Raw genomic sequence first — 24,619 nt, 5'->3', positions numbered from 1 at the left:
CAGGGGAGGATTAGGCTTCGGCCTTCTTCTTTGGGGCGGTTTTCTTGGCTGAGGCCTTTTTAGCCGGAGCCTTCTTTGCTGGAGCCTTCGCCCCGGCCGCGTCCTTGGCTGGGGCCTTCTTCGCCGCCGGCTTCTTGGCGGGCGCTTTCTTCTTCTTTGTCGCCGGTGCCGCGGCGGCACGCGCGTCGATCAGCGACGCCGCTTCCTCCAGCGTCAGTTGGTCCTTCTCGATCGACTTAGGCAGCGTCGCATTGGTCGTGCCGTCGGTGACGTACGGACCGTAGCGCCCCTCCATCAGCTTGATCTCGGCCTCGGTGCGCGGATGATTGCCCAGCACCTTGAGCGGCGCCTGAGCGCCACGCGCGGTACGTCCGCCGCCGGCAGCTGCCTCGGCGAGTTTCACGACCGCCGCGTTCATGCCTGTCTCGAACACGTCCGCCGTCGTCTGAAGGCGGGCGTATTTCCCCGCATGCTTCAGATACGGACCGAACTTGCCGATCGTCGAAATGATCGGTTCGCCGGTCTCGGGGTGGTTGCCGACCGTCCTCGGGAGCGACAGCAGCTTGACTGCCCACTCCAGATTCAACTCGCCGATGTCCTTCGGGATCGACGCCATCTTGCGATCCTCTCCTTCGCCGATCTGTAGATACGGGCCGAAGCGACCCGACTTGCGTTCGATCGGCTGCCCCGTGTCCGGATGCGTGCCGAGCGTCGACGGGCCGGCATCCGCCTCGGCGTCGCCGCCGGGCTGCGCGAAGCGGCGCGTGTATTTGCACTCGGGGTAGTTGGAGCAGGCGATGAACGCGCCGAACTTGCCGCCGCGCAGCGCGAGCTGGCCCTCGCCGCAATTCGGGCAGAGTCGGGGATCGCCGCCGTCCGCCTTGGCGGGGAACAGGTACGGCGCGAGGAAGGTGTCGAGCTCGGCGGTGATCGCCGACGGCTGCTGCTCCATCACTTCGTTGGTGCGCGGTTTGAAATCGCGCCAGAACGCGTCGAGCACCGACTGCCACTGCGCGCGGCCGCCCGACACGTCGTCGAGCTCCTCCTCCAGCTCGGCCGTGTAGTCGTAGCCGACGTACTTCTCGAAGAAGCGCTCGAGGAACGCGGTCACGAGCCGGCCGGATTCCTCGGCGAAGAACCGGTTCTTCTCGATCCGGACATAGGCGCGGTCCTTCAGCGTCTTGATGATCGACGCGTAGGTGGACGGACGGCCGATGCCGAGCTCCTCCATCCGCTTGACCAGCGAGGCTTCGGAGAAGCGCGGCGGCGGCTGGGTGAAATGCTGCTCGGCGTCGACCTTCTTCTTCGCAGGCGCATCGCCCTCGCGCATCCGCGGCAGGCGACGGGCGTCCTCGTCGGCGGAATCATCCGACCCTTCCTCGTATAGCGCGAGGTAGCCGGGGAAGAGCACGACCTGGCCGGTGGCGCGCAGGATGTTGCGGCCGGTGCCGTCTGCCATTTCGACCGTGGTGCGCTCCATGCGGGCGGACGCCATCTGGCTGGCCAGCGCGCGCTTGAAGATCAGGTCGTAGAGGCGCGCATGATCGCCGCCGCCGGCCTTGTCCTTGCCGAAATCGGTCGGGCGGATCGCTTCATGCGCTTCCTGTGCGTTCTTCGCCTTCGACTGATATTGGCGCGGCTTGTCGGGGACATAGCTCGCGTCGAAGCGGTTCGCGACGGCGAGACGCGCGGCGCTGATCGCGCTTGAATCCATCTGCACGCCGTCGGTACGCATGTACGTGATCGCGCCGTCCTCGTAGAGTCCCTGCGCGATCCGCATCGTGTGATCGGCCGAGAAACCGAGCTTCCGCGAGGCTTCCTGCTGGAGCGTCGAGGTGGTGAACGGCGGCGGCGGGTTGCGACCGGCGGGCTTGGTCTCGACCGACTGGACCGAGAAATTGCCGTCGAGCACCGCCTGCTTGGCGCGCAGCGCATCGCCCTCGTTGCCGATCGAGAGGCGATCGAGCTTGTTGCCCTCGAACTGCGTCAGGCGCGAGGTGAACGCGGTGCCGTCATGCTCCATATCGGCCGTGACGGACCAGTATTCCTGCGGCTTGAAGACGTCGATCTCGCGCTCGCGCTGGACGATCAGCCGGAGCGACACGGACTGGACGCGACCGGCGGACTTGGCGCCGGGCAGCTTGCGCCACAGCACCGGCGATAGCGTGAAGCCGACGAGGTAATCGAGCGCGCGGCGGGCGCGATAGGCGTCGATCAGGTCGTCGTCGAGCTCGCGCGGGTTCTTCATCGCCTCGGTGACGGTGGCCTTGGTGATCGCGTTGAACGTGACGCGCTCGACCTCCTTGGGCAGCGCCTTCCTCGCACGCAGCACTTCGCGGACGTGCCACGAGATCGCCTCGCCCTCCCGATCCGGATCGGTCGCGAGGATCAGGCGGTCGGCGAGCTTGGCGAGATCGGTGATCGCCTTGAGCTGCTTCGACTTGTCCGCGTAATTCTCCCACGTCATCGCGAACGCATCGTCGGGATCGACCGAACCGTCCTTGGGCGGCAGGTCGCGGACGTGGCCATAGCTGGCCAGGACGCGGTAATCGCTGCCCAGATACTTCTCGATGGTTTTGGCCTTGGCAGGCGATTCGACGATGACAAGCTGCATGGGGAAACCGGGGTCCTTACGTGTACGCGTACGAGGGTGACGGCGTCGGGGTGCTCGCGTCAACCCGGGTTGGGTATGAGCGACGTCCGCAAATGAGGGCGCGGGTGCCGCTTTTCGAGAGGGGGTCTCAGGGCCGGGGTATTTCCCGGACTCTGCCGGCGCTGCTGGCACGGTATCCGCGTCGGTATGATGACAGTAGACCATTCCCTTTCGTTGCCTCCGATCAGATCAGGCGCGGAGATCGTTCCGATAGACGGTCCTCGGTCATTCAGCTCAGCGGCCGCCGCATCGGACCGTTCACACATTAGGCTAAGGCCTGGGTTGCGAAATCGCAGGTAGAGGGTCGCGGAGCCTTGTCGGCTTCATGAAGCCCGGACGATCAGCGAAGGCTGACTCGGCCGCCGGCATGACGTTCCAGATGGCCACCAAGTTCGAGTTCGAGCAGCACCGTTTGGATGACGGCCGGTCCCAGATACGACTGACGGATGAGTTCGTCGATCGCCACGGGGACGGGGCCGAGCAAATCCGCGATTCTGCTGCGGTCGGTGTCGCTCGCATCTTCCGGTTGCGCGTTGGCGTAGGCATCGACTGGGGAGCGAACCGAGCGTGGATCGAATGGGCGGATCTGTTCGAGGATGTCGGCTGCGGATTGGACCAGCGTGGCGCCTTCGCGGATCAGCAGGTTACACCCTTGCGCTCGCGGATCGAGCGGGCTGCCGGGGACGGCCATGACTTCGCGGCCGGATTCGTTGGCGAGGCGCGCGGTGATCAGCGAGCCGGATTTGGGGACGGCTTCGACCACCACCGTGCCGATCGCGAGGCCAGCGATGATGCGGTTGCGCGAGGGGAAGTTGCGCGCTTTCGGCTCGGTGCCGGGGGGCTGTTCGGCGAGCAGCAGGCCTTCGGTGGCGATGCGCTCCTGCAATGCGGTGTTGTCAGGCGGGTAGGCGATGTCGATGCCGCTGGCGATCACGCCGATCGTGGCGCCGCTAGAGCCTCCGCCGAGCGCACCGATGTGCGCGGCGGTGTCGATGCCGCGGGCGAGGCCTGAGACGACCGTCGTGCCTTCCTCAGCGAGTTGCAGCGCGAGCTGGCGGGCGAAGCGGCAGGCGGCCGCCGACGCGTTGCGTGCGCCGACCATTGCGATGCAGGGGCGGCTGGCGTGCGCGATGTCGCCGCGGAAGATCAATGCCGGCGGGGCCGTCTCGATCTCGGCGAGCAGGCGAGGATACTCGGCGTCGTCTAGGAAGAGGTAGCGCGCGCCGAGCTTTGCGGTGGCGGCTATTTCGCGCTCGACGAGGGCGGCGTCGGCGACCCTCGGGACGCGGCCGCCGCCGCGCTGGGCGAGAATGGGAAGGGCGTCGATTGCGGCGTCCGCGCTGCCGAAGCGGGCGATGAGCTGGCGATAGGTGACCGGTCCGATCCCGGTCGTGCGGATGAGCCGAAGTCGTGAGACCGTCGGGTCAGTCACCCGGTGGTCGTTTTGAGCGGCCGATGCGCGGTTCGGTGCCCGAGAACAGGCGCTCGACGTTCTCGCGGTGCTTCCAGAAGACGATCAGCGCGAGCGCGAGCAGCAGTAGGACGAGGTCGAACCGGCTGAACAAGGCGGCGGCGAACGGCGCACTGAGCGCCGCGGCCATGCCCGCGACCGAGGAGATGCGCAGGCCTGCAAGGAGGCCCAGCCAGACGACCGCGTAGACCAACCCGAGCGGCCAATGGAGCGCGACGACGATACCCATGAGGGTGGCGACGCCCTTGCCGCCCTTGAACTTCAGCCAGACGGGATAGCAATGGCCGATGAACGCGCCGGCGGCCGCGAGCAGGGCATTACCCGGGAACAGGTGTGCGACCAGCAGCACGGCGACTGCGCCCTTGGCCATGTCGAGCAGCAGCGTGGCGGCGGCGAGGCCCTTCCGTCCGGTGCGCAGGACGTTGGTCGCGCCGATGTTGCCCGAGCCGATCGTGCGCAGATCGCCCGCACCGCCGAGCCGCGTGAGGATGACGCCGAACGGGATCGAGCCGAGCAGATAGCTGAGCACGAGCGATAGCGTGGGCGCGACCCAGAGAATTTCCGTCTGCAAGTATGTCCCCCGTTCTAGGGGTGCTTATAAGCGACGCGGGGCGGACGGCAAATGGCTGGTGGTGTGCGCACCCTTCGCCAAGCGGAAAACGGGCTCCCCTCCCTGGAAGGGAGGGGCTGGGGGTGGGTAGGCCGGCTCGTGCCGCGACAGCTGGAGATGCGGAAACCGACCCACCCCCAACCCCTCCCTTCCAGGGAGGGGGGATATGTCGCTCTGGTTTACGGGGGGCGTTCCGTCCTAAGAGCGCTGCATGGACACGCGCCCCATCCTGTTCTTCGATTCCGGCGTCGGTGGGTTGTCGATCGTCGGCCCGGCGCGCGCGGCGCTGCCCGATGCGCCGTTCGTCTACGCCGCCGACTCGGCCGGCTTCCCTTACGGCACGAAGAGCGAGGCGGAGATTGCGGCGCGGGTGCCGGTGCTGCTGGGGCGCTTGGCGGAGCGGTATCGGCCGCGGTTGATCGTGATCGCGTGCAACACCGCGTCGACGATCGCGCTGCCGGTGGTACGCGCGGCGCTCGACCTGCCGGTGGTCGGGACGGTACCGGCGATCAAGCCTGCCGCGCTGCTGTCCAAGACGCGGACGATCGGCGTGCTGGGGACCGAGGCGACCGTGCGGCAGGCATATGTCGATGATCTGGCGGCGCGGTTCGCGGGCGATTGCACGGTGCTGCGCCATGGCTCGGCGGCGCTGGTCGAGATGGCGGAGGCCAAGCTTCACGGGCGACCGGTCGCGCCGGATCGCTATGCCGCGGTGTTGGACGGGCTGTTCTCGCAACCCGGCGGCGAGCGAATCGACGTGATCGTCAACGCCTGCACGCATTTTCCGCTGGTCGAGGCGGAGCTGGCCAAGGCGGTGCCCGGTGTGCGGTTCGTCGACGGCGGTCCCGGGATCGCGGGGCGGATCGTTCACCTGATGCAGGGCGAATCTTGGTCGGACGCGGGGGAGGGTGTCGCGGTCTTTACCCGGTTGGGCGAGGACGAACGCGCGCTCGGACCAGCCTTGGCGGGGCGAGGATTCGCGCGGATCGAGCAGCTTTAAGCGTTAACCTGGGACAATGTGGCACCTTGCTTCGGGCGCGCATCGTGGCAATGTGCTGCCAGGACGAGGAAAGCGATCACCGTAAGAGCGGTATTACGCTGGAACTGAGTGAAAGTGAGGCGTAGTGCCCAAGGCCATGATTATCGACGGCAAAACGGCAACGGACGGCATTAGTGGTCCGCGAGTCGATTATTCGCGCGTGTTCACGCAGGCGATCGACCGGTTGCATGCCGAGGGGCGCTACCGCGTGTTCATCGACATCCTTCGCAACAAGGGCGCGTTTCCGAACGCGCGCTGTTTCGCGGGGCATAACGGGCCGAAGCCGATCACGGTCTGGTGCTCGAACGACTACCTCGCAATGGGCCAGCACCCCAAGGTGATTGCGGCGATGGAAGAGGCGCTGCACGACGTCGGCGCGGGCTCGGGCGGCACGCGCAACATCGGCGGCAACACGCACTACCATGTCGATCTGGAGGGCGAGCTCGCCGACCTGCACGGCAAGGAAGCGGCGCTGCTGTTCACCAGCGGGTACGTCTCGAACGAGGCGACTCTGGCGACGCTCGCGAAGGTACTGCCGGGCTGCATCATCTTTTCGGACGAGTTGAACCACGCGTCGATGATCGCGGGGATCCGCAATTCGGGCTGCGAGAAGCGCGTGTTCCGCCACAACGACCTTGCGCATCTCGAAGAGTTGCTGGCCGCGGAAGATCCGGCCGTTCCGAAGCTGATCGCGTTCGAGAGCGTATATTCGATGGAGGGCGACATCGCGCCGATCTCGGCGGTGTGCGATCTCGCCGACCGGTATAACGCGCTGACCTATTGCGACGAAGTCCACGCGGTCGGGATGTATGGCGCGCGGGGCGGCGGCATTTCGGAGCGGGACGAGGTCGCGCACCGGATCACGATCCTCGAGGGGACGCTCGGCAAGGCGTTCGGGGTGATGGGGGGCTATATCGCTGCCGATCGGACGATCGTCGATGTGATCCGGTCGTACGCGCCGGGGTTCATCTTCACGACCTCGCTGTCGCCGGTGCTGGTCGCCGGCGTACTTGCGAGCGTGCGGCATCTCAAAAGCTCGAGCGTCGAGCGTGAGGGGCAGCAGGCCTCGGCAGCGATGCTCAAGGCGATGCTGAAGGACGCCGGTCTGCCGGTGATGATCGGCGATACGCATATCGTGCCGCTCATGGTCGGTGATCCGGTCAAGGCGAAGAAGATCAGCGACGTGCTGCTGGCGGAATACGGCGTGTACGTGCAGCCGATCAACTACCCGACCGTGCCGCGTGGCACCGAGCGGCTGCGGTTCACGCCGGGGCCTGCGCATACCGAGGCGATGATGCGCGAACTGACCGATGCGCTGGTGGAAATCTGGAGCCGGCTGGATCTTCGCAAGGCGGCCTGAGGTCAAGCGCGCGCGACAGGCGAGCCTATTCAGTCGATCGTGATGGTGCCGTCGGTACCAGGAACGTGGAGCGGTTCGCCGAACCCTACCGAATGGAACCGCGTGTAATCGCCTTCCACGGGTTCGGCGTAAACATGGACGATGGAGCGGTTGCCGTCGACAACCCAGTAATTGGGGATGCCGCCGCCGGCATAGGCGAAGCGCTTCATTGTGGTGTCGCGAGCGACGGAGGTTTCCGCGACTTCAATGACGAGTAGGAATGCGTCAGCGATCAGCAAGCGGTTACCCTCGGCTGGTTCGCGCAAGACGGCAACGTCACAGCCGAGCACGGTGTCGTTGCCGAGATCGACGCCAATTTCGCCCATAATCCGAGCTTCGGGCAGCAGGCGCGAAAGACGGATGCCGATCTGCATCTGGCGTGCGGCATGTGCTGTCAAAGGCGGGTTCATCCGTTCGAGTTCCCCATCGACCAGTTCGACCTTGATGTCGTCGAACGCGCCGGACTCACCCATTCGCAGGAACTCGGCGGTCGTAAAACGCGCCTTGGTCTGCTGATCGGTGCGGAGAATAACGGCGGATTTATTCATGCCCGAGTCGTACCATGAATCCGAGGTTCCTACGAGTCGCCCGACCAACCCCTAAAGCGCGGCAGCGAGCATCGTCAGGACGCCGAGACCAAGCGATAGCGGAACGCGGAGCGCCATCCAGCCGGGCGGGGCGATGCCGGCGCGGACCAGCGTGCGGTCGATGAGTAGCGCGGCGATCAGGCTGACGCCGAGCACCACCAGCGACGGGCCGGGCCAGCGCAGGCCGACCATCCAGGGCCACGCGGTCGCCAGCGCGATCAGCGACGGCGCGACGCTGGCGAACCAGAGCCAGCGCGGGGGCGAGTCAGTGCGCGCGGCTAAGCCCCACCAGAGGCCCCCAAGGAAGCTCAGGATGATCGCGGCGTAGGCATAGGCGATCGCCAGCGCGGAGTAGCGGCTTTGGGGGTCGCCGCTCAGCAGCAGCGCGACCGACGCCAATTGCGGGAGCAGGCCACTCAGCCCGAGCAAGCGCGCGATCGGGGGGATGCCGCCGGTCGCGGGCCCGCTATACAGCGGTCGCTCGGTCATCAGACGCGCGCGACCACGCCGGTGGCGACGACCGGGCCGGTCGGCAGGCCGGTCGGCGAGCCGCCGAGCGGCTCGACCGAAATCGCGAGCGTCGCGCCGGGGGCAATGCGACCGCGGTCGACGCCCTTCGGTACCAGCTTGGTTGGACGTCCCGACAGCAGGCCAAGCGAATGCGGCACGCCGTCGCCCCCGATCACCCAGAGTTCTGCGACCCGCGCATTCGGTACGCCCGGACCTGCCGCGACGCGGAGCATGCCATTGGCGGGATCATAGACCGCGGCGACGGGCGACTTCGCATCGCCGAGCATCGCGACGAGCACGCTGGTCGGCCGCGCGACGGGGATCGGCTGCGAGACGGGCACGGTCGGTTCCGGGCGGACCATGACGAACAGCAGCAGCGATGCGGCGATCGCGCTGGTGATCGCGGCGAGCGCCGGCCATGCGAAGCGGGTGGCCTTGGCAGGTGTTTGCGCACCATCGAGGCTGGCCTCGATCCGCGCGGCGAGATGCGGCGGCGCCCCACGCTCCGGCCACAGGTCGAACAAGGCGGCCAGACGCGACCGCCACCATTCGACCTGTGCGGCGAAACCGGGCTCGGCGAGCACACGGCGAAGCGCTGCCCCGCGCTCTTCACCTTCGAGCAGGCCGAGCGCGAGTTCGGCGGCAGCCACGTCTTCGGGAACGCCGGTATCGGTGGTCGGATCAACCATCGAGGCAATCCTTGAGGCGGGCGAGGCCACGGCGGACCCAACTCTTCATCGTGCCGAGCGGGACCGCGCGCTTGATCGCGAGTTCGGCGTAGGTGACGCCGTCGAAGAACGCCGTGCGGATCGCGTCGCGCTGCTGTGGTTCGAGGCCCTCGAGGCACTCGATCAATTCGCGCGACGATTCGCTGGCGAGCAGCCTAGCCTCGGCACCCTCGCCGGGATCGGCGATGTCGGGCGCGTCGTCGAGCGGGCTGGTGCGGCGGACGCCCTGCGCGCGCTGCCAGTCAATGGCGCGGTTGCGCGCGATCGTCGCCAACCAGGTTATCGGGCTCGCGCGGCCGGGTTCCCAGGCACCGGCGCGTTTCCAGATCGTGAGATAGACCTCGTGCAGCACATCCTCCGCGGCTTGGGCGTTGCCGCAGATACGGTGGGTGATGCCGAAAAGCTTCGCGCTGGTCAGCGTATAGAGTTCGCGAAACGCGTCGCGATCCTCCTGGCCGGTACGCAGCAGCACCTCGGAGAGGTGCGCGCGGGCGGCGTCGGCGTCTGGATAGGCTCGGGTCACGACCGAGAACCTAGCGGCTAAGTCCGTCGCGGCAATAGCCTTCGCCGGGCTTTACGGTGAGGCAGTCGGTTTTGCCGGCGAGATATTTCAGTCCGGTCGCATCGCCGTTTGTCGGGCGCAGGGTTTCGGGAATATCGTTGCGGATGAACGTGATGGTCCTCCCGTTCGCGATGCCGTCAAATGTGCCCTTGTGGTCGAGGTCCCATTGCATCGTGAGGTCGTAGTGGCCGGGTGCGCCGGCGTCGGCGATATCCAGGACCATGCCCTCCACCCCGACCCAGCGGCCGGTGTAGTCGCGCGGCGCGGATGCGGATCCAGTAGCCTTTCGCTCGACTGACCCTGCCGATGTCATGTTGCCATCGCTGCTGGTGTCGGGTGCGGGACCGGAGCAGGCGGCGAGCGCGATGGTAGCGAGCAGGGTGAGGGCTTTCATGGATGTCTCCTTCACGGTCGGCATTTAGCGCAGATCTCGATCTTTCATCTTAGCGCGTCATCCTGACGAAAGTCAGGACCCAGAGCCACCGGTAATGCGCTACGTTGCCCTGGGTTACCCCGGGTCCTGACTTTCACCAGGATGACGAAGCAGCAGCGAACAGGTGTGGCAAATCCGTGCTCGGGTCGGTAAGGGGCTGGGCACCCGATCTCCCGCCACAGGATTACGCCAGGTGCGCATCGCCATCGCGTCCGATCACGCCGCCGTTTCGTTGAAAGCGGTGCTCGCCGCTTGGCTGCGCGAAGCAGGGCATGACGTGCTCGATCTCGGGCCGGAGGGCACAGCCAGCGTCGACTATCCCGATTACGGGTACAAGCTCGCGTCCGCGATCGCCGATGGTAGCGCGGAACGGGGCATCGCACTGTGCGGTTCTGGGATCGGCATTTCGATCGCCGCCAACCGGAACCTCGCCTGCCGCTGCGCGCTCGTGTCCGAACCGCTGTCGGCGAGCCTCGCCCGCGTGCATAACGACGCCAACGCCATTGCGATGGGCGCCCGCCTGATCGGCGAGGAAATGGCCAAGGCGTGCGTCGAAGCGTTCCTCACCGCCGATTTCGCCGGCGGCCGTCATCAACTCCGTGTCGACAAGCTAAAGGTCCCCGCATGAGCACCCAGCCCCGCGATCTCCACGACGTCCAGCCGGACGGATTCTTCACGCGCACTCTCGCCGATGCGGATGCCGCCGTGTTCGCCGGCGTCGAGGCCGAACTCGAACGCGAGCAGACGCAGATCGAGCTGATCGCGAGCGAGAACATCGTCTCGAAGGCAGTGCTCGAGGCGCAGGGGTCGGTGTTCACGAATAAATATGCCGAGGGCTATCCGGGCAAGCGCTATTACCAGGGCTGCGCACCGTCGGACGTGGTCGAGACGCTCGCGATCGAGCGTGCCAAGCAGATCTTCGGCTGCGGGTTCGTCAACGTCCAGCCGCATTCGGGCGCGCAGGCGAACGGCGCGGTGATGCTCGCGCTGGTGAAGCCGGGCGACACGATCCTCGGCATGAGCCTGGATGCGGGCGGCCACCTGACGCATGGCGCGAAACCGGCGATGTCGGGCAAGTGGTTCAACGCCATTCAATACGGTGTCGATGCGACCACGCACCTGATCGACTATGACCAAGTCGAGGCGCTGGCGGTCGAGCATCAGCCCAAGCTGATCATTGCGGGCGGCTCTGCCTATCCGCGGACGATCGACTTCGCGCGCTTCCGCGCGATCGCGGACAAGGTCGGCGCGTATTTCATGGTCGACATGGCGCATTTCGCCGGGATCGTCGCGGCTGGGCTGCACCCGACGCCGTTTGGCCACGCGCATGTCGTGACGACCACCACGCACAAGACGCTGCGTGGGCCGCGCGGCGGCATGATCATGACCAACGACGAGGCGCTGGCGAAGAAGTTCAACTCTGCGGTGTTCCCAGGGCTTCAGGGCGGGCCGCTGATGCACGTGATCGCCGCGAAGGCGGTCGCGTTCGGCGAGGCGCTGCAGCCCGACTTCAAGAGCTACATCGCGGCGGTCGTCGAAAACGCGAAGGTGCTGGCGGCGACGCTCAAGGAGCGCGGCTCGGATGTCGTTTCAGGCGGCACCGACACGCATCTGGCGCTGATCGACCTCACGCCGCTCGGCATCACCGGGCGCGATGCGGACGAGGCGCTGGAGCGTGCAGGCATCACCTGCAACAAGAACGGCATCCCCAACGATCCGCTGCCGCCGGTCAAGACCAGCGGCATCCGCGTCGGCTCGCCCGCGGGTACGACGCGTGGCTTCGGCCCGGCGGAGTTCCGCGAGATCGGCAACATGGTCGCCGACGTGCTGGACGGCCTTGCGAAAAAGGGCGAGCATGGGGACCCGGACGTCGAGGCGGACGTTCGGACTCGCGTGCGGGCCCTGTGCGCGCGCTTCCCGATCTATCAAGGATGATGCCATGTCGAAGTTCGACGAAATTCAGAACGACGTGAAGAGCACCCCCGGCCTTGGCAAGAGCATGGCCAAGTGGAGCGCACTCGGCGCGGTCGTGGCGATCCCGGTGCCGGTGATCGGCCCGATCTTCGGCGCACTCGCGGGCGCGGGCTACGCCTATTACAAGGGCAAGAAGAAGGTCTGAATGCGCTGCCCCTTCTGCGGACATGAAGACAGCCAGGTAAAGGACAGCCGCCCCACCGAAGACGGGGCGGCGATCCGGCGTCGGCGCCAATGCGAAGGCTGCGCTGCGCGTTTCACGACGTTCGAGCGCATTCAACTGCGCGAGCTGTTCGTGTTGAAGAGTGAGGGCAGGCGAGAGCCGTTTGACCGGGAGAAGCTGCTTCGGTCGCTGTCGATCGCGACCAGGAAGCGCGCGATCGAGCCGGGGCGGATCGAGAAGCTGGTGAGCGGGATCCAGCGGCGGCTGGAGACGCTGGGCGAGAACGACGTCACGTCGAAGCGGATCGGCGAGATGGTGATGGACGGGCTCAAGGGGCTCGATTCCGTGGCGTATATCCGGTTTGCGAGCGTGTATCGGGATTTTAACGAGGCGCGGGACTTCGAGGCTTTTGCCGGAAGTGTCGAGGAGGTCGGGCGGGCGGAGTGATGCGCTCACCTACCTGTCCTTCGACTTCGCTCAGGACGAACGGGGTGGGTAGACTGCCTTACTATCGAGAAGAAGCAGCCCCCTTCCGTTCGTCCTGAGCGAAATCGAAGGACTTGTCCCAACACCACGCCCCCGCGTAAGCCGCGAGCATGACATTTTGGGCCTATGTGGTGCGCTGCGCCGACGACAGTTATTACACCGGACATACCGATAACCTGGAGCGCAGGATCGGCCAGCATAACCTCGGCGAGATTTCGGGATACACGCAGACGCGACGGCCAGTGACGCTCTTGTGGTGCCAGGATTTCGGGAGCCGACAGGAGGCCCTCGCTGCGGAGTTCCAGGTCAAGGGCTGGTCACGGCGCAAGAAGGAAGCGCTCGCGTTTGAGGATTGGGCGGATCTACACGATGCGGCGATCCCCCCGCGGGAACGTGCCCTTCGACTTCGCTCAGGGCGAACGGAAGGTGGGGAGGGCATCCCGTCGGAAGGGGGGAAGGATATTCCCTCGGTCGGCGAGAACCATGTCCGATCGGAACAGGGGAACGAGCCCTCATCTCCTCCTCCCATTCGTGCTGAGCGAAGTCGAAGCACCTTGGCGGACGAAACCGCGCCCCCGGTCATTGTCCTCGTCCGCCCCCAACTCGGCGAGAACATCGGCAAAGCCGCCCGCGCCATGCTCAATTTCGGCCTCACCGAAATGCGCCTCGTCTCCCCCAGGGACGGTTGGCCAAACCCCTCCGCCGGCCCCGCCGCCAGCGGCGCCGACATCGTTCTCCAGAACGCGAAGGTCTACGACAGCGTCGCCGCCGCCACTGCCGACTGCGCGCAGGTGTTCGCCACCACCGTCCGCAAGCGCGGCGTGACCAAGCCGGTCGTGACCCCCGAACAGGCCGCGACCGAGATCCACGCCGCCCCCGGCCGCTCCGCGATCCTGTTCGGGCCCGAGCGCTCCGGCCTAGAAACCGACGACGTCGCGGTGGCGCGGACGATCATCACGGTGCCGATCAATCCGGAGTTCGGCTCGCTCAACCTCGCCCAGGCGGTGATCCTGGTCGCCTATGAATGGTCGAAGGGCCTGACTGCCGAGCGCGAGCTGTCGCAGCCGTCGATCAACCCGATCATGCCGCCCGCGCCGCAGGAGGAGCTCGACGGGATGATCGGGCAGCTCGACGCGATGCTGATGGGCGCAGGGTTCTTTCACCTGCCCGACAAGATGCAGTCGACGCGGCGGACGCTGCGCACGTTGCTGACCAAGCCGGGCTGGTCGAGCCAAGAAATCCGAACGCTCCGCGGCGTGCTGTCGTCGCTGGCGGGTAAGAGGCCGCGGGGCTGATTTTCCGACTGACCCACCAGCTTCCGTTCGCCCTGAGCGAAGTCGAAGGGTGTGCCCCAAGCGAAGGTGCTTCGACTTCGCTCAGCACGAACGGGGTGGGGTGAACGAGGTGGGGTTTGGGGCTTTCGGAAGTTTTAGCGGCGGTCGAACGCAGCTAGCTCATACGCGATCGAGGCTTCGACCAAGACCTCCCACAGATCCGCGATCACCGCTTCCGGCAGCCCCAATCTCACTGCTTCCTCCCGCGCATTCTCGATCACCTGCGTCTTCCGAGCCTCATCCCGCACATGCCCACGCTCGGGCTTGATGCGAGCGGCGGCATCCATGTAGGCGAAGCGCTGGGCAAGCAGCGCAACCAGTTCGCGGTCGAGCGCATCGACGCCCGCGCGGACCTCGGTCATGGTGATGCAATCGGCGCCGGATAGAATAGTCATGCGCCGCTCTTGCCGACCCTTCCGCACCCTGTCCAGCATGACCGCTGAGCTTGACTCCAGCGCCCCCTCCGTCTAGGCGCCCGCCTTCGCAATGGCCCTGCACCCCGGTGAAGCGGTGGCCCTGCCTTGTCCGGACCTTGTGTCTCACGATGACCAGCAGAGCGATACCGGGACCAACGTTGTTTGCATTTGCAAAGGTTATACTATGTCGAAGCGTCAAAGCGCGAAGTACAAACTCGATCGCCGTATGGGCGAGAACATCTGGGGTCGCCCCAAGTCGCCCGTCAACAAGCGCGAATACGGCCCGGGCCAGCACGGTCAGCGCCGCAAGGGCAAGGTCAGCGACTTCGGTATCCAGCTGCGCGCCAAGCAGAAGCTCAAGGGCTATTACGGCGACGTGACCGAGAAGCAGTTCCGCGCGTGCTACCATGAGGCTGCACGTCTGAAGGGCGATACCTCGCAGAACCTGATCGGCCTGCTCGAGCAGCGCCTGGACATGATCGTCTACCGCGCCAAGTTCGCACCGACGATCTTCGCGGCACGCCAGATCGTTTCGCACGGCCACATCCGCGTCAACGGCGTGAAGTGCAACATCGCCTCGCGTCGCTGCTTCGTCGGCGACGAGATCACGCTGGGTTCGAAGGCGCAGGAAATGGCGCTGGTCATGGAAGCCCAGAGCCTCGCCGAGCGCGAAATCCCCGACTACGTCGCTCCCGACGGTGCGGCCAAGGTCACCTTCACGCGCGTTCCGACGCTCGACGAAGTGCCTTACCCGGTGAAGATGGAACCGAACCTGGTCGTCGAATTCTACTCGCGTTAAGCTGAGTAAATTCGTCGACCGGCCGGCGGTGCTCAGGCACCGTCCGACGACGTGGCTTTGCCGCGGCGCGGTTTGGAACAGAAAAGGGCGGTCCCATTCGGGCCGCCCTTTTTCGTTGCCCGGTGTCGCTTCGTGGACATGCGCGCCCGGCTTTGCCAAAACGCGCGCAACTTATCGGGGGAATGACAATGCGCGCTGCCATCCTGTCTCTGTTGCTACTCGGGACTGCCGCGTCCGCGCAGACGTCTCCGGCGATTTCGGTCGAGACGTTGAAGACCGTCACGCAGGTGCTGTCGTCGGACGCGTATGAAGGCCGCGCGCCGACCACCCCCGCCGAGGCGAAGACGGTCGCGTATATCGTCGAGAGAATGAAGGCGGCAGGTCTCAAGCCCGGCAACAAGGGGCAGTGGACACAGGACGTGCCGATGGTCGAGATCACGGCTGGCAACGTCGCGCCGTTCAGCTTCACCGGCGGCAAATCGCCCGTCAGCCTCGCCTATCGCACCGACATGGTCGCAGGCACCTACCGCGTGGCGCCGAAGTCCTCCGTTGCGAACAGCGACGTGGTGTTCGTCGGCTATGGCATCACCGCACCAGAAAAGGGCTGGGACGATTACGCCGGCGTCGACGTGAAGGGGAAGACGGTGGTCATCCTGATCAACGACGCCGACTGGCAGACGATGTCGCGTGAGGGACCGTTCGAGGGTCGGGCGATGACGTGGTACGGACGCTGGCCGTATAAGTTCGAGAACGCCGCCAAGCACGGCGCGGCGGCGGCGATCATCGTGCATGATACCGAGCCGGCGGCGTACCCCTGGGCGGTGGTTCAATCGTCCTGGACCGGACCTCAGCTGGAGCTGGACGAGAAGGGCGATCATCTCGACCAGTCGCAGATCGTCGGCTGGATGCAGAAGCCGGCGGCGGAGCGCGTGTTCGCGAGCGCCGGCAAGGATTACGCGACGCTGGCCACGGCGGCCAAGGTGAAGGGTTTCAAGGCGGTGCCGCTTGGGCTGAAGTTCGGCGGCGGGTTCGACAACACGATCCGGCGTCAGGCGTCGAAGAACGTCATCGGCGTGTTACCGGGCACCACCGCGCCCAATGATTACGTGATGTATTCGGCGCATTGGGATCATCTCGGGCGCTGCGATGCAGTCGATGGCGACGACATCTGCAACGGTGCGTCGGACAATGCGAGCGGCGTCGCCGGGCTGATCGCGCTGGCGGAGGCGCAGGCCAAGGCGGGGTCGGCCAAGCGTTCGATCGCGTTCCTGGCGGTGACGGCAGAGGAGTCCGGGCTGCTCGGGTCGCGTTACTATGCCGAGCATCCGATCTATCCGCTCGCGCACACCGTCGGCGGGGTGAACATGGACGTGTTGAACGTCGACGGCCGGGCGAAGGACTTCGTTCTGGCTGGCGCGGGCAAATCGGAAATTGAGGATCTGGTGAAGCCGTTCGTCGCTGCGGAGGGCCGCGTGATCGGCGTCGAAGCGAACCCGGAACGCGGCGGCTACTACCGGTCGGATCACTTCAGCTTCGCTAAGCTAGGCGTACCGATGCTCGATGGCGGCAGCGGCGAGGACCTCGTCGTCGGCGGCACGGCAGCGGGACATGCCGCGCGCGAGGATTATGTCGCGCACCGCTACCACAAGCCTGCGGACGAATATGACGCGAAGTGGGACTGGTCGGGCGCGGTCGAGGACCTGACGATCTATTACGGGCTGGGCCGGAAGCTCGCGGACGATACCAGTCTGTGGCCGAACTGGTATAAGACCGCCGAATTCCGCGGCATTCGTGACCGCGACCGCGCAGGAGCCAAGTAACGTGACCACATCCGCCGTCTCGACCCCTGCCGAATGGGCGCACCACAAGGCCGTCTGGATCGGCTTTCCGAGCCATGCGGACCTGTGGCTGGAGGATCTGGAGCCAGCGCGGGACGAGGTCGTCGCGTTCGCCAAGGCGGTGCATGCCGAGGGCCGGGGCGAGACGGTGATCCTAGTTGCGGCGGACGTCGGCTCGGCGACCACCGCCAAGAAGCTGGCGCCGTTCGCGCAGGTGGTGGTCGAGCCGTTCGGCGACATCTGGCTGCGCGATACCGCGCCGATCATCGTCGGTGACGGCAGCGCGCGCGACTTCCGGTTCAACGGCTGGGGCGGGAAGTACGACCTGCCCGGCGACGACACGATCGGGCAGCGGCTGGCGGCGAGCAGGCACAAGCGCGTCGAGGCGTGCGACTGGGTGCTCGAAGGCGGCGCGATCGATGGCGACGGTACCGGGACGGTCGTCACCACCCAGCAGTGCTTGCTCAATCGCAACCGCAATCCGTCGCTGAGCAAGGCCGATATCGAGGCGCGGCTTGCGTCGGACCTCGGGTACACCCGCGTGGTCTGGCTGGGCGACGGGCTGGTCAACGACCATACCGACGGCCATGTCGACAACCTCGCGCGGTTCGTCGGCGAGGGGCGCGTGGCGATCCCGAAGGCGACCGACAACGATCCGAACTGGCAGGTGTACCAGAATGCGGCGCGCGATGCCGCCGCGGCCGGGCTGGAGGTCGTGACGATCCCGTCGCCGGGCCGCGTGCTGCGCGACGAGGAGATCGTGCCGGCGAGCTACATGAACTTCTACATCGGCAATGCCGCGGTGGTGGTGCCGTTGTACGGCGCGGATAACGACGAGGCGGCGGTGGTGGCGATCCAGGCGCTGTTCCCCGACCGCGAGGTGGTCGGACAGCGCGCGGACCACATCCTCACAGGCGGCGGTAGCTTCCACTGCATCTCGCAGCAGATCCCCGGCTGATCTTCTGCTCCCCTCCCTGGAAGGGAGGGGCCGGGGGTGGGTCGGTCTGGTGCGGGTGCTTGCATTAGCCAATAAGCCGACCCACCCCTAACCCCTCCCTTCCAGGGAGGGGGATGCCAGACTCAGCGGCTCCAGCGAGCCCAGATTGCGGTGGGGAGCGTCAGACCGCGCGCTTCTTCGCGGACGCCAAGTTCGCCCACTTCGACCTTGCCGGGGAGGTCCCCGAACACCTGGTTCAGCAACTCCCCGATCGCCAGCGCCGACATCCGCACAGCATACACCGTCAGGAACAGGAACCGGGAATTCTCGTCGAGCAGCTTGCGGCAGTCGGCGATCAGCTTCGGCAGGTCCTCTTCCAGCCGCCAGACCTCACCCTCCGGCCCACGCCCATATTTCGGCGGATCGAGCAGGATCCCGTCATACCGCCGCCCCCGGCGCACCTCACGCGCGACGAACTTCGCCGCATCATCCGTCATCCAGCGGATCGGCGCGTCGGCCATGCCCGACAGTTTCGCGTTGGCCTTGGCCGCCTCGACCGACTTCTTCGACGCGTCGACGTGGACCATGCGGACTCCCTTGGTCGCCATCGCCAGCGTGCCGACGCCGGTATAGCCGAACAGGTTCATGCATTCGGGCGACTCGAGCCCCGCGACGCGCTCGCGCATCCAGCTCCACACCGGCGCCATGTCGGGGAAGAAGCCGAGGTGGCGGAACGGGGTGGTCTGCGCGGTGTACGACACCTCGTTCCACTTGAGGGTCCAGCCTTCGCGGGGTACGGGCTCGGAAAACTCCCAGCGACCGCCGCCGTCCTCGTCCGAGCCGGGGACGAATTCGCCCTGCGCCTGCCAGTCGGTCGAGGCGGGCGCCCACATCGCCTGCGGTTCGGGGCGGATGAAGCGGAAGCGGCCATAGCGTTCGAGCTTCTTGCCGTGGCCGGAATCGATCAGGCCGTAATCCGCCCAGGGTTCGCCGATGAGGGTATGCAGCTTCATGCCGACGGCTTCGCGCGCTCGGTGATGTAGGCGGTGATCGCCTCGAACGTGGCTGGCAGCGTGGCGTAGCGTTCCTCGCGGTCGAACAGGTCGCCGACGCGGGTTGGCAGCGAGGGGCGGACGCCCGTAGCGCGCTCGACCGCGTCGCCGAACTTAGCGGGGTGCGCGGTGGCCAAGGTCACGATCGGGACGCTGGCGGGGACTTCGGTGCGCAGGGCGGCGGCGAGACCGATCGCGGTGTGCGGGTCGATGACTTGCCCCGCATGCTCGTGTGCCCAGCGCATCGCCAGCGTCATGTCGTCGAGGTCGATGCGCTCGCTCTGGAAGAGGGCGGCGGCGCCTTGCGACTGCGCGTTGGTGAGACGCATCGCTCCCGAAGCTTCGAAGCCGGCCATCTGTGCGGCCAGCGCGGCACCGTCGCGGTCGCCGAGGTCGAATAACAGGCGTTCGAAGTTCGAGCTCACCTGGATGTCCATCGACGGGGTCGGGGTCTGCTGGACGCCGCCCTTCGAGTAATCGCCGGTGCTCAGCGCGCGGTGGAGGATATCGTTGACGTTGGTCGCGACGACCAGCTTGGCGACGGGCAGCCCCATCTTCGCTGCGACATAGCCGGCGAAGACGTCGCCGAAATTGCCGGTCGGGACCGCGAACGCGACCTCGCGATCGGGCGCGCCGAGGCGGACCGCGGCGTAGAAGAAATACACCACCTGCGCCATCAGGCGGGCCCAGTTGATCGAGTTGACCGCGGACAGCGCGAACTTGGTCGAGAAGGCGCGGTCGTTGAACATCGCCTTCACGAGCGCCTGCGCGTCGTCGAAGCTGCCCTCGATCGCGATGTTGTAGACGTTGGGGCTGAGTACCGTGGTCATCTGGCGGCGCTGGACGTCGGAGATTCGGCCGACCGGGTGGAGCATGAAGATGTCGATGCCCTCGCGTCCGGCGACCGCGTCGATCGCCGCCGAGCCGGTGTCGCCGCTGGTCGCGCCGACGATCGTCAGGCGCTTGTCGGTGCCGGCGAGGAAGCGCTCGAAGAACAGCCCGAGCAGCTGGAGCGCGACGTCCTTGAACGCGAGTGTCGGGCCGTGGAAGAGCTCCAGCAGCCATTGGTCGTGGTCGAGCTGGACCAGCGGGGTCACCGCTGCGTGCGAGAAGCGGCCGTATGCCTGGTCGCAGAGTGACTTCAGCTCGTCGCGTGTCATCGCGTCGCCGACGAACGGGGTCATCACGGCGACCGCGGTGTCGACATACGAGAGCCCGGCGAGCGCGGCGATCTCGTCGTGGGTCATCGTCGGCCACGCCTCGGGGAGGTAGAGGCCACCGTCGGACGCGAGCCCGGCGAGAGTCGCCGCTTCGAAATCGAGGATTGGCGCCGAGCCGCGGGTGCTGATGTAACGCATGGCCAAGCCGGTTAGCGAATGGGGCGGAAGGCGACAAGCTGCGCGCACTTTCCGTTTTCCTGCGAACGCAGGAATCCAGGGTTACGAAGTGAGGCGCGCGGTACCCTGGACTTCTGCGTTCGCAGGAGAACGGTCAGCGCCGGCGGCGCAGCGCCAGCGTGTAGATGATCGCTGCGATGGCGGCGAAGAAGAACCATTGGCCAGCGTAAGCGAGGTGGTTGTTGGGGACCGAGGCGAGGTCCGGCTTGCCGTTGGGATTGAGGCCCGCCTGCGGCGTGTCCGCGACGAGCATCAGGCGTTGCGGCGTGTGATCGAACAGCGATCCGATCAGCGAGCGGCCGTCGGGGGCGTGGCTGATGTATCCGGAGACTTCGCCGCCGGGCCAGTTCACCTTGGTCATCGGGTCGCGCGTGGTGCCGAGCTGGACCACCATGCCAGGGCCTTCCGCACCGGTCCGGCACTCGGCGATCGCGCGGAAGCCGGACTTGCCGGCGCCGGCGAGCTTGATCTCGGTCGGCTGGAGGCAAAGGCCGGAAGCGCGGCGGAAGAGCAGCGTCTCGTCGGGGAAGCGCGGGAAGGCCATCGTTGGCTTGGCGGGGTTGGCGGCTAATTGCGCGAGAAACGCTTCCTTTTTGGGGAGGCGGTCGAGGAGTTGCCACAGGCCGAGGCCGATCATCGCCGCGATTGCTAGCGTTACGAGGATGGTCGGTATGACGGGTATGCGCTTGGTCACGGGTCGATTCGGCCTTCGCGGGCTGCGTTGCGGTATTCGGCGGACATGAGCGCGCCCTTCGCGGCTCGAAGCGAGAGAACGACTCCGCCAGCGGTGAAGGGGATCCAGATCAGCATGTGCAGCCAGAGCGGGGGGTGGACTTTCAGTTCGAGCGTGATCGCGAGTATGACCACGAGCGCGCCGAGGATCAGGGTGAGGAAGGCGGCGGGGCCGTCGCCGACGTTGAACTTGCTGAAGTCGAGCCCGCAGTTCGGGCAGCGATCGGCGAAGTTGGACCATTTGGCGAAGAGGGTCGGCTTGCCGCAGCGGGGGCACAGGCCTTTCAGCGCGGCCTGCGCGATCGTGGGGGCGTTGGCGAGCGGGTATGGATCTTCGGTCATGCGGTCAGCGCTCCCCTTCATGTTTCCCCGCGAAGGCGGGGACCCAGACTGGGCTCCCGCCTTCGCGGGAGAACAAGGTAAGGGTAGGCCGGTCGGTTTGCGCCAGTGCCTTACCACCAATCGCCACCACCCCGGCGGAGGCCGGGGCCCAATTGAGAGCCGTCGCCAACGTAGGACCACGCTTCGTTACTGCAACCTTCCCAGTTGGGCCCCGGCCTGCGCCGGGGTGGTCACTATAAACTAGCCGATCGACGCTCAACCGCCGTGGACGGGTGCGCCCCAGCCGCCCCAGACATACACGGTGACGAACAGGAATAGCCAAACGACGTCGACGAAATGCCAGTACCACGCCGCCGCCTCGAAACCGAAATGCTGCTTCGGGGTGAAGTCGCCGCGATACGCGCGGACCAGGCAGACGATCAGGAAAATCGTGCCGATCAGCACGTGGAAACCGTGAAAACCGGTCGCCATGAAGAATGCCGCGCCGTAGTTAATGCCCTTGAACGGGAACGGCGCGTGGACGTATTCATACGCCTGGATCGCGCTGAACAGCGCGCCGAGGATCACCGTCAGCCACAGGCCCTTGAGGACGCCGTCGCGGTTGCCCACGCCGATCAGGCCCCAAGCGCCGGTCTTCTCGCCGCCGCGCTGGTTGTGGATCAACGCATGATGCGCCCAGGTCACGGTGGTGCCCGAGGTCAGCAGGATCAGCGTGTTGAGCAGCGGCAGTTCGAACGGGTTGATCACCGTCAGGCCCTTCGGAGGCCACTGCGCGACGATCGCCGCACCGCCCTCGACCGCGCGCGTGACGCTGCCGTCGGCATAGGTCATCGCGGTCGGGAACAGCGAGAAGTCGAAGAACGCCCAGAACCAGCCGACGAAGAACATCACCTCGGAGGCGATGAACAGGATCATGCCGTAGCGGAAATGAAGCTGGACCACCGGCGTATGATCGCCCGCGCGAGCCTCCTGAATGACCTGCGCCCACCAGCTGTAGAAGGTGAAGAGCAGCCCGGCGAGGCCGATGAAGAAGATCCAGCCGCCGCCATTGGGCTTATCTATATGGCCGCCATGCATCCACATGATGCCGCCCACCGCCATGATCAGCGCCGAGAACGAGCCGACCAGCGGCCACACGCTCGGCGGCAGGATATGGTAATCATGGTTCTTGGCGCCGGCCATCGGTACTCCCCTATTCTATTTGCCGTGGGTTCTAGCTCGCCGTCTTCGCAGAATCCACCGGGTAAAACGTATAGCTCAGCGTGATCGTCTGGATATCGGCCGCATCCGGGTCCGTCAGTATCTTCGGATCGACGAAGAAGATCACCGGCATCCGCACGGTCTCGCCGGGCTTCAACGTCTGCTGCGTGAAGCAAAAACACTGGATCTTGGTGAAATACTTGCCGGCCTGTGCAGGCTGAACGTTGAAGGTCGCGGTGCCGGTCAGCGGCTTGGTCGAGGTGTTGGTGGCCTTGAAGAACGCCATGTCGCGCGCACCGATGTCGATCGTGTCGGAGCGATTCTCGGGGACGAACTTCCACGGCAGCTTGGGGCTGACGTTGGTGTCGAAGTCGACCGTGATCTTGTGATCGACCGCGCCGGGGGCGACGAGCCCGCGCTGCGTCGTGCCGTTCAGGCCGGTAACCGAGCAGAACAGGCGGTAGAGCGGCACGCTAGCCCAGGCGAGCCCGGTCATGAAACAGATGAAGAGCACGGCGAGCGCCGCGGTGCGGTTGGTGCGCGACATGGCCTTCCACCCGGCCATCAGTGCGGCATCCCCGCGCGGATCTTGGCGATCGAAATCGCGAAGACGAGGATGACGAAGGCGCCGAGCAGGACAGCCATGACGCGCGCGCGACCGCGCTGGCGGCTACGGATCAGGTCTTCCTCGCGGAGGGGGTCGGGGATGCTCATGCGAACCACCGGTCGACGACCAGCGCGCCGAACATCACGAACAGATACAGGATCGAGTATTTGAACAAGGCCTTCTCCGGTTTCATCGCATCGTCGGCATGCGTGGTGCGCTTGGCGACGCGGACGGCGAGCAGCGCGAACCAGCCCGTGAGCAGGACGGCGGCGATGCCGTAGATCGCACCCGTCAGCCCGAGCGGCCAGGGCAGGATCGCGACCGCCGCCATCGGGATCGTATAGAGCCCGATCTGAGTCCGCGTGGTGCGCTCGCCTGACACGACCGGCAGCATCGGCACGCCCGCGGCGGCGTAATCACTCTTCATGAACAGCGCGAGCGCCCAGAAATGCGGCGGCGTCCAAAGGAACACGAACAGGAACAGCAGGACGGGGAGCAGTGCGATGTCGCCGGTCGCCGCGGCCCAGCCGATCAGCGGCGGGAACGCGCCGGCCGCACCACCGATGACGATGTTCTGCGGCGTGCGGCGCTTCAGCCAGACGGTGTAGACCAGCACGTAGAACAGGATCGAGACGGTCAGGATCGCGGCGGCGACGGCGTTGACCGCGAACCCCATGAACAGGACCGAGAACGCGCCGAGCCCGACGCCGAAATGGAGCGCGGCCTGGCGGTCCATGCGGCCATCGGGGAGGGGACGCTTCTGTGTGCGGCGCATGACCGCGTCGATGTCCGACTCGTACCATTGGTTGAGCGCCCCCGCCGCGCCGGCACCGAGCGCGATGCAGAGGATCGCTGTGAAGCCGATCACCGGGTGCACGCCGACGGGGGCCGCAAGCATGCCGCAGAGGCCCGTGAAGACAACGAGCGTCATGACGCGCGGCTTGGTCAGCGCGAGAAAGTCGCGCCAGTGCGCCGGTGGCAGGAGGGGAGTTGCAGGAGTCATGGTTCGGGTACGCTATACGCGTTGGAAAGGCTTGAGGAAAGCGGTGTGGCTTTGTGGTGCGCGCGGGCAACTCGCAGGTTCGTCGCCGCGGCGAAAGCTGGGGCCTCCTGCGTTGCACGTGACGGGAGTCCCACGATGAGACCCTAGCTTTCGCTGGGGTGACGGATGGAGGCTGAGGCGCGGGCTCGTTAGCCGGTCTCGGCCGGATCGGCCCGGCGATCCGCCCCCCCCCCCCCCCATCGTCATCCTGACGAAAGTCAGGACCCAGAGTCGTGGAGGACGACGCTTTTGACCCTGGGTCCTGACTTTCGTCAGGATGACGATGGGGGGGGGGGAAGTGTTCGCGT

27 protein-coding genes are annotated in these 24,619 nt (G+C 66.2%); 10 read left to right on the top strand and 17 right to left on the bottom strand.

Translation table 11 applies throughout. The annotated features are described in order from the left end of the window. Positions 1-10: 10 nt before the first annotated feature. The 3 genes from topA to plsY form a co-directional block, all read right to left on the bottom strand. A complete protein-coding gene (gene topA / locus QFZ54_RS12760; RefSeq protein WP_307087628.1) occupies positions 11-2,614 on the bottom strand; it encodes a type I DNA topoisomerase in 2,604 nt (867 codons plus the stop codon). 379 nt (positions 2,615-2,993) lie between these two features. After that, positions 2,994-4,085 (bottom strand): DNA-processing protein DprA, encoded by a 1,092-nt coding sequence (gene dprA / locus QFZ54_RS12755; protein WP_307087626.1) that lies wholly within the window; start codon positions 4,083-4,085, stop codon positions 2,994-2,996. Continuing rightward, positions 4,078-4,695, bottom strand: coding sequence for a glycerol-3-phosphate 1-O-acyltransferase PlsY (gene plsY, locus QFZ54_RS12750; RefSeq protein ID WP_307087624.1), 618 nt, complete (start codon positions 4,693-4,695; stop codon positions 4,078-4,080). Before plsY ends, dprA begins: the two co-directional genes overlap by 8 nt. 250 nt (positions 4,696-4,945) lie before the next feature. Here plsY and murI point away from each other — a divergent pair, with 250 nt between their 5' ends. Together murI and hemA are read left to right on the top strand one after the other, a co-directional pair. After that, positions 4,946-5,734 (top strand): glutamate racemase, encoded by a 789-nt coding sequence (gene murI, locus QFZ54_RS12745; RefSeq protein WP_307087621.1) that lies wholly within the window; start codon positions 4,946-4,948, stop codon positions 5,732-5,734. 136 nt (positions 5,735-5,870) lie between these two features. Continuing rightward, complete coding sequence (hemA, locus tag QFZ54_RS12740) at positions 5,871-7,133, top strand: 5-aminolevulinate synthase (RefSeq protein WP_121905431.1); 1,263 nt, start codon at positions 5,871-5,873, stop codon at positions 7,131-7,133. A 29-nt stretch (positions 7,134-7,162) separates the two neighbouring features. Here the strand turns inward: hemA and QFZ54_RS12735 are convergent, their stop codons facing one another. Genes QFZ54_RS12735 through QFZ54_RS12715 form a run of 5 tightly spaced genes read right to left on the bottom strand, consistent with a single transcriptional unit; the run spans position 7,163 to position 9,953 of the window. After that, positions 7,163-7,720 (bottom strand): Uma2 family endonuclease, encoded by a 558-nt coding sequence (locus tag QFZ54_RS12735; RefSeq protein ID WP_307087620.1) that lies wholly within the window; start codon positions 7,718-7,720, stop codon positions 7,163-7,165. Positions 7,721-7,771: 51 nt separating this feature from the next. Next, the gene (locus QFZ54_RS12730; RefSeq protein WP_307087617.1) at positions 7,772-8,248 is read right to left on the bottom strand and encodes a DUF3429 domain-containing protein; all 477 of its coding nucleotides are present in this window, start codon (positions 8,246-8,248) and stop codon (positions 7,772-7,774) included. Beyond that, positions 8,248-8,958, bottom strand: a complete 711-nt coding sequence (locus QFZ54_RS12725; protein WP_307087616.1) for an anti-sigma factor — start codon at positions 8,956-8,958, stop codon at positions 8,248-8,250. Before QFZ54_RS12725 ends, QFZ54_RS12730 begins: the two co-directional genes overlap by 1 nt. Beyond that, positions 8,951-9,520 carry a sigma-70 family RNA polymerase sigma factor gene (locus QFZ54_RS12720; RefSeq protein WP_307087614.1) on the bottom strand — a complete coding sequence of 190 codons (570 nt, stop codon included), beginning with the start codon at positions 9,518-9,520 and terminating at the stop codon, positions 8,951-8,953. Before QFZ54_RS12720 ends, QFZ54_RS12725 begins: the two co-directional genes overlap by 8 nt. Before the next feature lie 10 nt (positions 9,521-9,530). Continuing rightward, a complete protein-coding gene (locus QFZ54_RS12715; RefSeq protein ID WP_307087612.1) occupies positions 9,531-9,953 on the bottom strand; it encodes a hypothetical protein in 423 nt (140 codons plus the stop codon). 232 nt (positions 9,954-10,185) lie between these two features. On the opposite strand from QFZ54_RS12715, the gene rpiB reads away from it, so the two are divergent. From rpiB to QFZ54_RS12690, 5 genes are all read left to right on the top strand, one after another. Then, positions 10,186-10,620: a ribose 5-phosphate isomerase B gene (gene rpiB / locus QFZ54_RS12710; protein WP_307087607.1), complete on the top strand. Its 435-nt coding sequence runs from the start codon at positions 10,186-10,188 to the stop codon at positions 10,618-10,620. Beyond that, complete coding sequence (gene glyA, locus QFZ54_RS12705) at positions 10,617-11,927, top strand: serine hydroxymethyltransferase (protein WP_307087603.1); 1,311 nt, start codon at positions 10,617-10,619, stop codon at positions 11,925-11,927. The genes rpiB and glyA overlap by 4 nt, the downstream gene beginning before the upstream one ends. A 4-nt stretch (positions 11,928-11,931) precedes the next feature. Next, entirely contained in the window at positions 11,932-12,111 is a 180-nt protein-coding gene (locus tag QFZ54_RS12700; RefSeq protein ID WP_307087601.1) for a hypothetical protein, read from the top strand. Further along, the gene (nrdR, locus tag QFZ54_RS12695; protein WP_307087599.1) at positions 12,112-12,576 is read left to right on the top strand and encodes a transcriptional regulator NrdR; all 465 of its coding nucleotides are present in this window, start codon (positions 12,112-12,114) and stop codon (positions 12,574-12,576) included. Positions 12,577-12,725: 149 nt separating this feature from the next. Beyond that, entirely contained in the window at positions 12,726-13,910 is a 1,185-nt protein-coding gene (locus QFZ54_RS12690; RefSeq protein ID WP_307087597.1) for a TrmH family RNA methyltransferase, read from the top strand. A gap of 134 nt (positions 13,911-14,044) precedes the next feature. On the opposite strand, the gene QFZ54_RS12685 is transcribed toward QFZ54_RS12690, so the two are convergent. Further along, positions 14,045-14,344 carry a chorismate mutase gene (locus QFZ54_RS12685; RefSeq protein ID WP_307087595.1) on the bottom strand — a complete coding sequence of 100 codons (300 nt, stop codon included), beginning with the start codon at positions 14,342-14,344 and terminating at the stop codon, positions 14,045-14,047. A 205-nt stretch (positions 14,345-14,549) separates the two neighbouring features. Here QFZ54_RS12685 and rpsD point away from each other — a divergent pair, with 205 nt between their 5' ends. The 3 genes from rpsD (at position 14,550) to QFZ54_RS12670 (ending at position 17,960) form a co-directional block, all read left to right on the top strand. Then, entirely contained in the window at positions 14,550-15,164 is a 615-nt protein-coding gene (gene rpsD / locus QFZ54_RS12680; protein ID WP_056017869.1) for a 30S ribosomal protein S4, read from the top strand. 188 nt (positions 15,165-15,352) lie between these two features. Further along, complete coding sequence (locus QFZ54_RS12675) at positions 15,353-16,984, top strand: M28 family peptidase (RefSeq protein WP_307087590.1); 1,632 nt, start codon at positions 15,353-15,355, stop codon at positions 16,982-16,984. Between the two features lies 1 nt (position 16,985). After that, positions 16,986-17,960, top strand: a complete 975-nt coding sequence (locus QFZ54_RS12670; RefSeq protein ID WP_307087588.1) for an agmatine deiminase family protein — start codon at positions 16,986-16,988, stop codon at positions 17,958-17,960. Between the two features lie 122 nt (positions 17,961-18,082). On the opposite strand, the gene QFZ54_RS12665 is transcribed toward QFZ54_RS12670, so the two are convergent. From QFZ54_RS12665 to QFZ54_RS12630, 8 genes are all read right to left on the bottom strand, one after another. After that, positions 18,083-18,952 (bottom strand): class I SAM-dependent methyltransferase, encoded by an 870-nt coding sequence (locus tag QFZ54_RS12665; protein ID WP_307087586.1) that lies wholly within the window; start codon positions 18,950-18,952, stop codon positions 18,083-18,085. Next, entirely contained in the window at positions 18,949-20,349 is a 1,401-nt protein-coding gene (gene thrC / locus QFZ54_RS12660; protein WP_307087584.1) for a threonine synthase, read from the bottom strand. The genes QFZ54_RS12665 and thrC overlap by 4 nt, the downstream gene beginning before the upstream one ends. A 133-nt stretch (positions 20,350-20,482) precedes the next feature. After that, on the bottom strand, positions 20,483-21,082 hold the full coding sequence (locus QFZ54_RS12655; RefSeq protein WP_307087582.1) for an SURF1 family cytochrome oxidase biogenesis protein: 600 nt from the start codon (positions 21,080-21,082) through the stop codon (positions 20,483-20,485). Further along, a complete protein-coding gene (locus tag QFZ54_RS12650; protein ID WP_307087580.1) occupies positions 21,079-21,462 on the bottom strand; it encodes a DUF983 domain-containing protein in 384 nt (127 codons plus the stop codon). Before QFZ54_RS12650 ends, QFZ54_RS12655 begins: the two co-directional genes overlap by 4 nt. 255 nt (positions 21,463-21,717) lie before the next feature. Continuing rightward, positions 21,718-22,644, bottom strand: coding sequence for a cytochrome c oxidase subunit 3 (locus QFZ54_RS12645; protein ID WP_248523923.1), 927 nt, complete (start codon positions 22,642-22,644; stop codon positions 21,718-21,720). 31 nt (positions 22,645-22,675) lie between these two features. Then, positions 22,676-23,227, bottom strand: a complete 552-nt coding sequence (locus tag QFZ54_RS12640; protein WP_307087575.1) for a cytochrome c oxidase assembly protein — start codon at positions 23,225-23,227, stop codon at positions 22,676-22,678. Continuing rightward, positions 23,227-23,376, bottom strand: a complete 150-nt coding sequence (locus QFZ54_RS12635; RefSeq protein WP_187503903.1) for a hypothetical protein — start codon at positions 23,374-23,376, stop codon at positions 23,227-23,229. Before QFZ54_RS12635 ends, QFZ54_RS12640 begins: the two co-directional genes overlap by 1 nt. After that, the gene (locus tag QFZ54_RS12630) at positions 23,373-24,272 is read right to left on the bottom strand and encodes a heme o synthase (RefSeq protein ID WP_307087572.1); all 900 of its coding nucleotides are present in this window, start codon (positions 24,270-24,272) and stop codon (positions 23,373-23,375) included. Before QFZ54_RS12630 ends, QFZ54_RS12635 begins: the two co-directional genes overlap by 4 nt. Between the last annotated feature and the right edge of the window lie 347 nt (positions 24,273-24,619).

The organism is Sphingomonas faeni, from assembly GCF_030817315.1.
In the GTDB taxonomy this organism is placed as follows: domain Bacteria; phylum Pseudomonadota; class Alphaproteobacteria; order Sphingomonadales; family Sphingomonadaceae; genus Sphingomonas; species Sphingomonas faeni_C.
This window is presented reverse-complemented; position numbering and strand designations above follow the sequence as displayed.

Bases quoted from the DNA above. Each gene is read 5' to 3' on its own strand.
- topA (WP_307087628.1), bottom strand. From the start codon at position 2,614: ATGCAGCTTGTCATCGTCGAATCGCCTGCCAAGGCCAAAACCATCGAG.
- QFZ54_RS12730 (WP_307087617.1), bottom strand. From the start codon at position 8,248: ATGACCGAGCGACCGCTGTATAGCGGGCCCGCGACCGGCGGCATCCCC.
- rpsD (WP_056017869.1), top strand. From the start codon at position 14,550: ATGTCGAAGCGTCAAAGCGCGAAGTACAAACTCGATCGCCGTATGGGC.
- QFZ54_RS12645 (WP_248523923.1), bottom strand. From the start codon at position 22,644: ATGGCCGGCGCCAAGAACCATGATTACCATATCCTGCCGCCGAGCGTG.
- glyA (WP_307087603.1), top strand. From the start codon at position 10,617: ATGAGCACCCAGCCCCGCGATCTCCACGACGTCCAGCCGGACGGATTC.
- QFZ54_RS12725 (WP_307087616.1), bottom strand. From the start codon at position 8,958: ATGGTTGATCCGACCACCGATACCGGCGTTCCCGAAGACGTGGCTGCC.
- thrC (WP_307087584.1), bottom strand. From the start codon at position 20,349: ATGCGTTACATCAGCACCCGCGGCTCGGCGCCAATCCTCGATTTCGAA.
- QFZ54_RS12635 (WP_187503903.1), bottom strand. From the start codon at position 23,376: ATGAGCATCCCCGACCCCCTCCGCGAGGAAGACCTGATCCGTAGCCGC.
- QFZ54_RS12735 (WP_307087620.1), bottom strand. From the start codon at position 7,720: ATGAATAAATCCGCCGTTATTCTCCGCACCGATCAGCAGACCAAGGCG.
- murI (WP_307087621.1), top strand. From the start codon at position 4,946: ATGGACACGCGCCCCATCCTGTTCTTCGATTCCGGCGTCGGTGGGTTG.
- QFZ54_RS12665 (WP_307087586.1), bottom strand. From the start codon at position 18,952: ATGAAGCTGCATACCCTCATCGGCGAACCCTGGGCGGATTACGGCCTG.
- QFZ54_RS12650 (WP_307087580.1), bottom strand. From the start codon at position 21,462: ATGACCGAAGATCCATACCCGCTCGCCAACGCCCCCACGATCGCGCAG.
- QFZ54_RS12640 (WP_307087575.1), bottom strand. From the start codon at position 23,227: ATGGCCGGGTGGAAGGCCATGTCGCGCACCAACCGCACCGCGGCGCTC.
- hemA (WP_121905431.1), top strand. From the start codon at position 5,871: ATGATTATCGACGGCAAAACGGCAACGGACGGCATTAGTGGTCCGCGA.
- QFZ54_RS12675 (WP_307087590.1), top strand. From the start codon at position 15,353: ATGCGCGCTGCCATCCTGTCTCTGTTGCTACTCGGGACTGCCGCGTCC.
- QFZ54_RS12690 (WP_307087597.1), top strand. From the start codon at position 12,726: ATGACATTTTGGGCCTATGTGGTGCGCTGCGCCGACGACAGTTATTAC.
- QFZ54_RS12700 (WP_307087601.1), top strand. From the start codon at position 11,932: ATGTCGAAGTTCGACGAAATTCAGAACGACGTGAAGAGCACCCCCGGC.
- QFZ54_RS12715 (WP_307087612.1), bottom strand. From the start codon at position 9,953: ATGAAAGCCCTCACCCTGCTCGCTACCATCGCGCTCGCCGCCTGCTCC.
- QFZ54_RS12685 (WP_307087595.1), bottom strand. From the start codon at position 14,344: ATGACTATTCTATCCGGCGCCGATTGCATCACCATGACCGAGGTCCGC.
- QFZ54_RS12630 (WP_307087572.1), bottom strand. From the start codon at position 24,272: ATGACTCCTGCAACTCCCCTCCTGCCACCGGCGCACTGGCGCGACTTT.
- nrdR (WP_307087599.1), top strand. From the start codon at position 12,112: ATGCGCTGCCCCTTCTGCGGACATGAAGACAGCCAGGTAAAGGACAGC.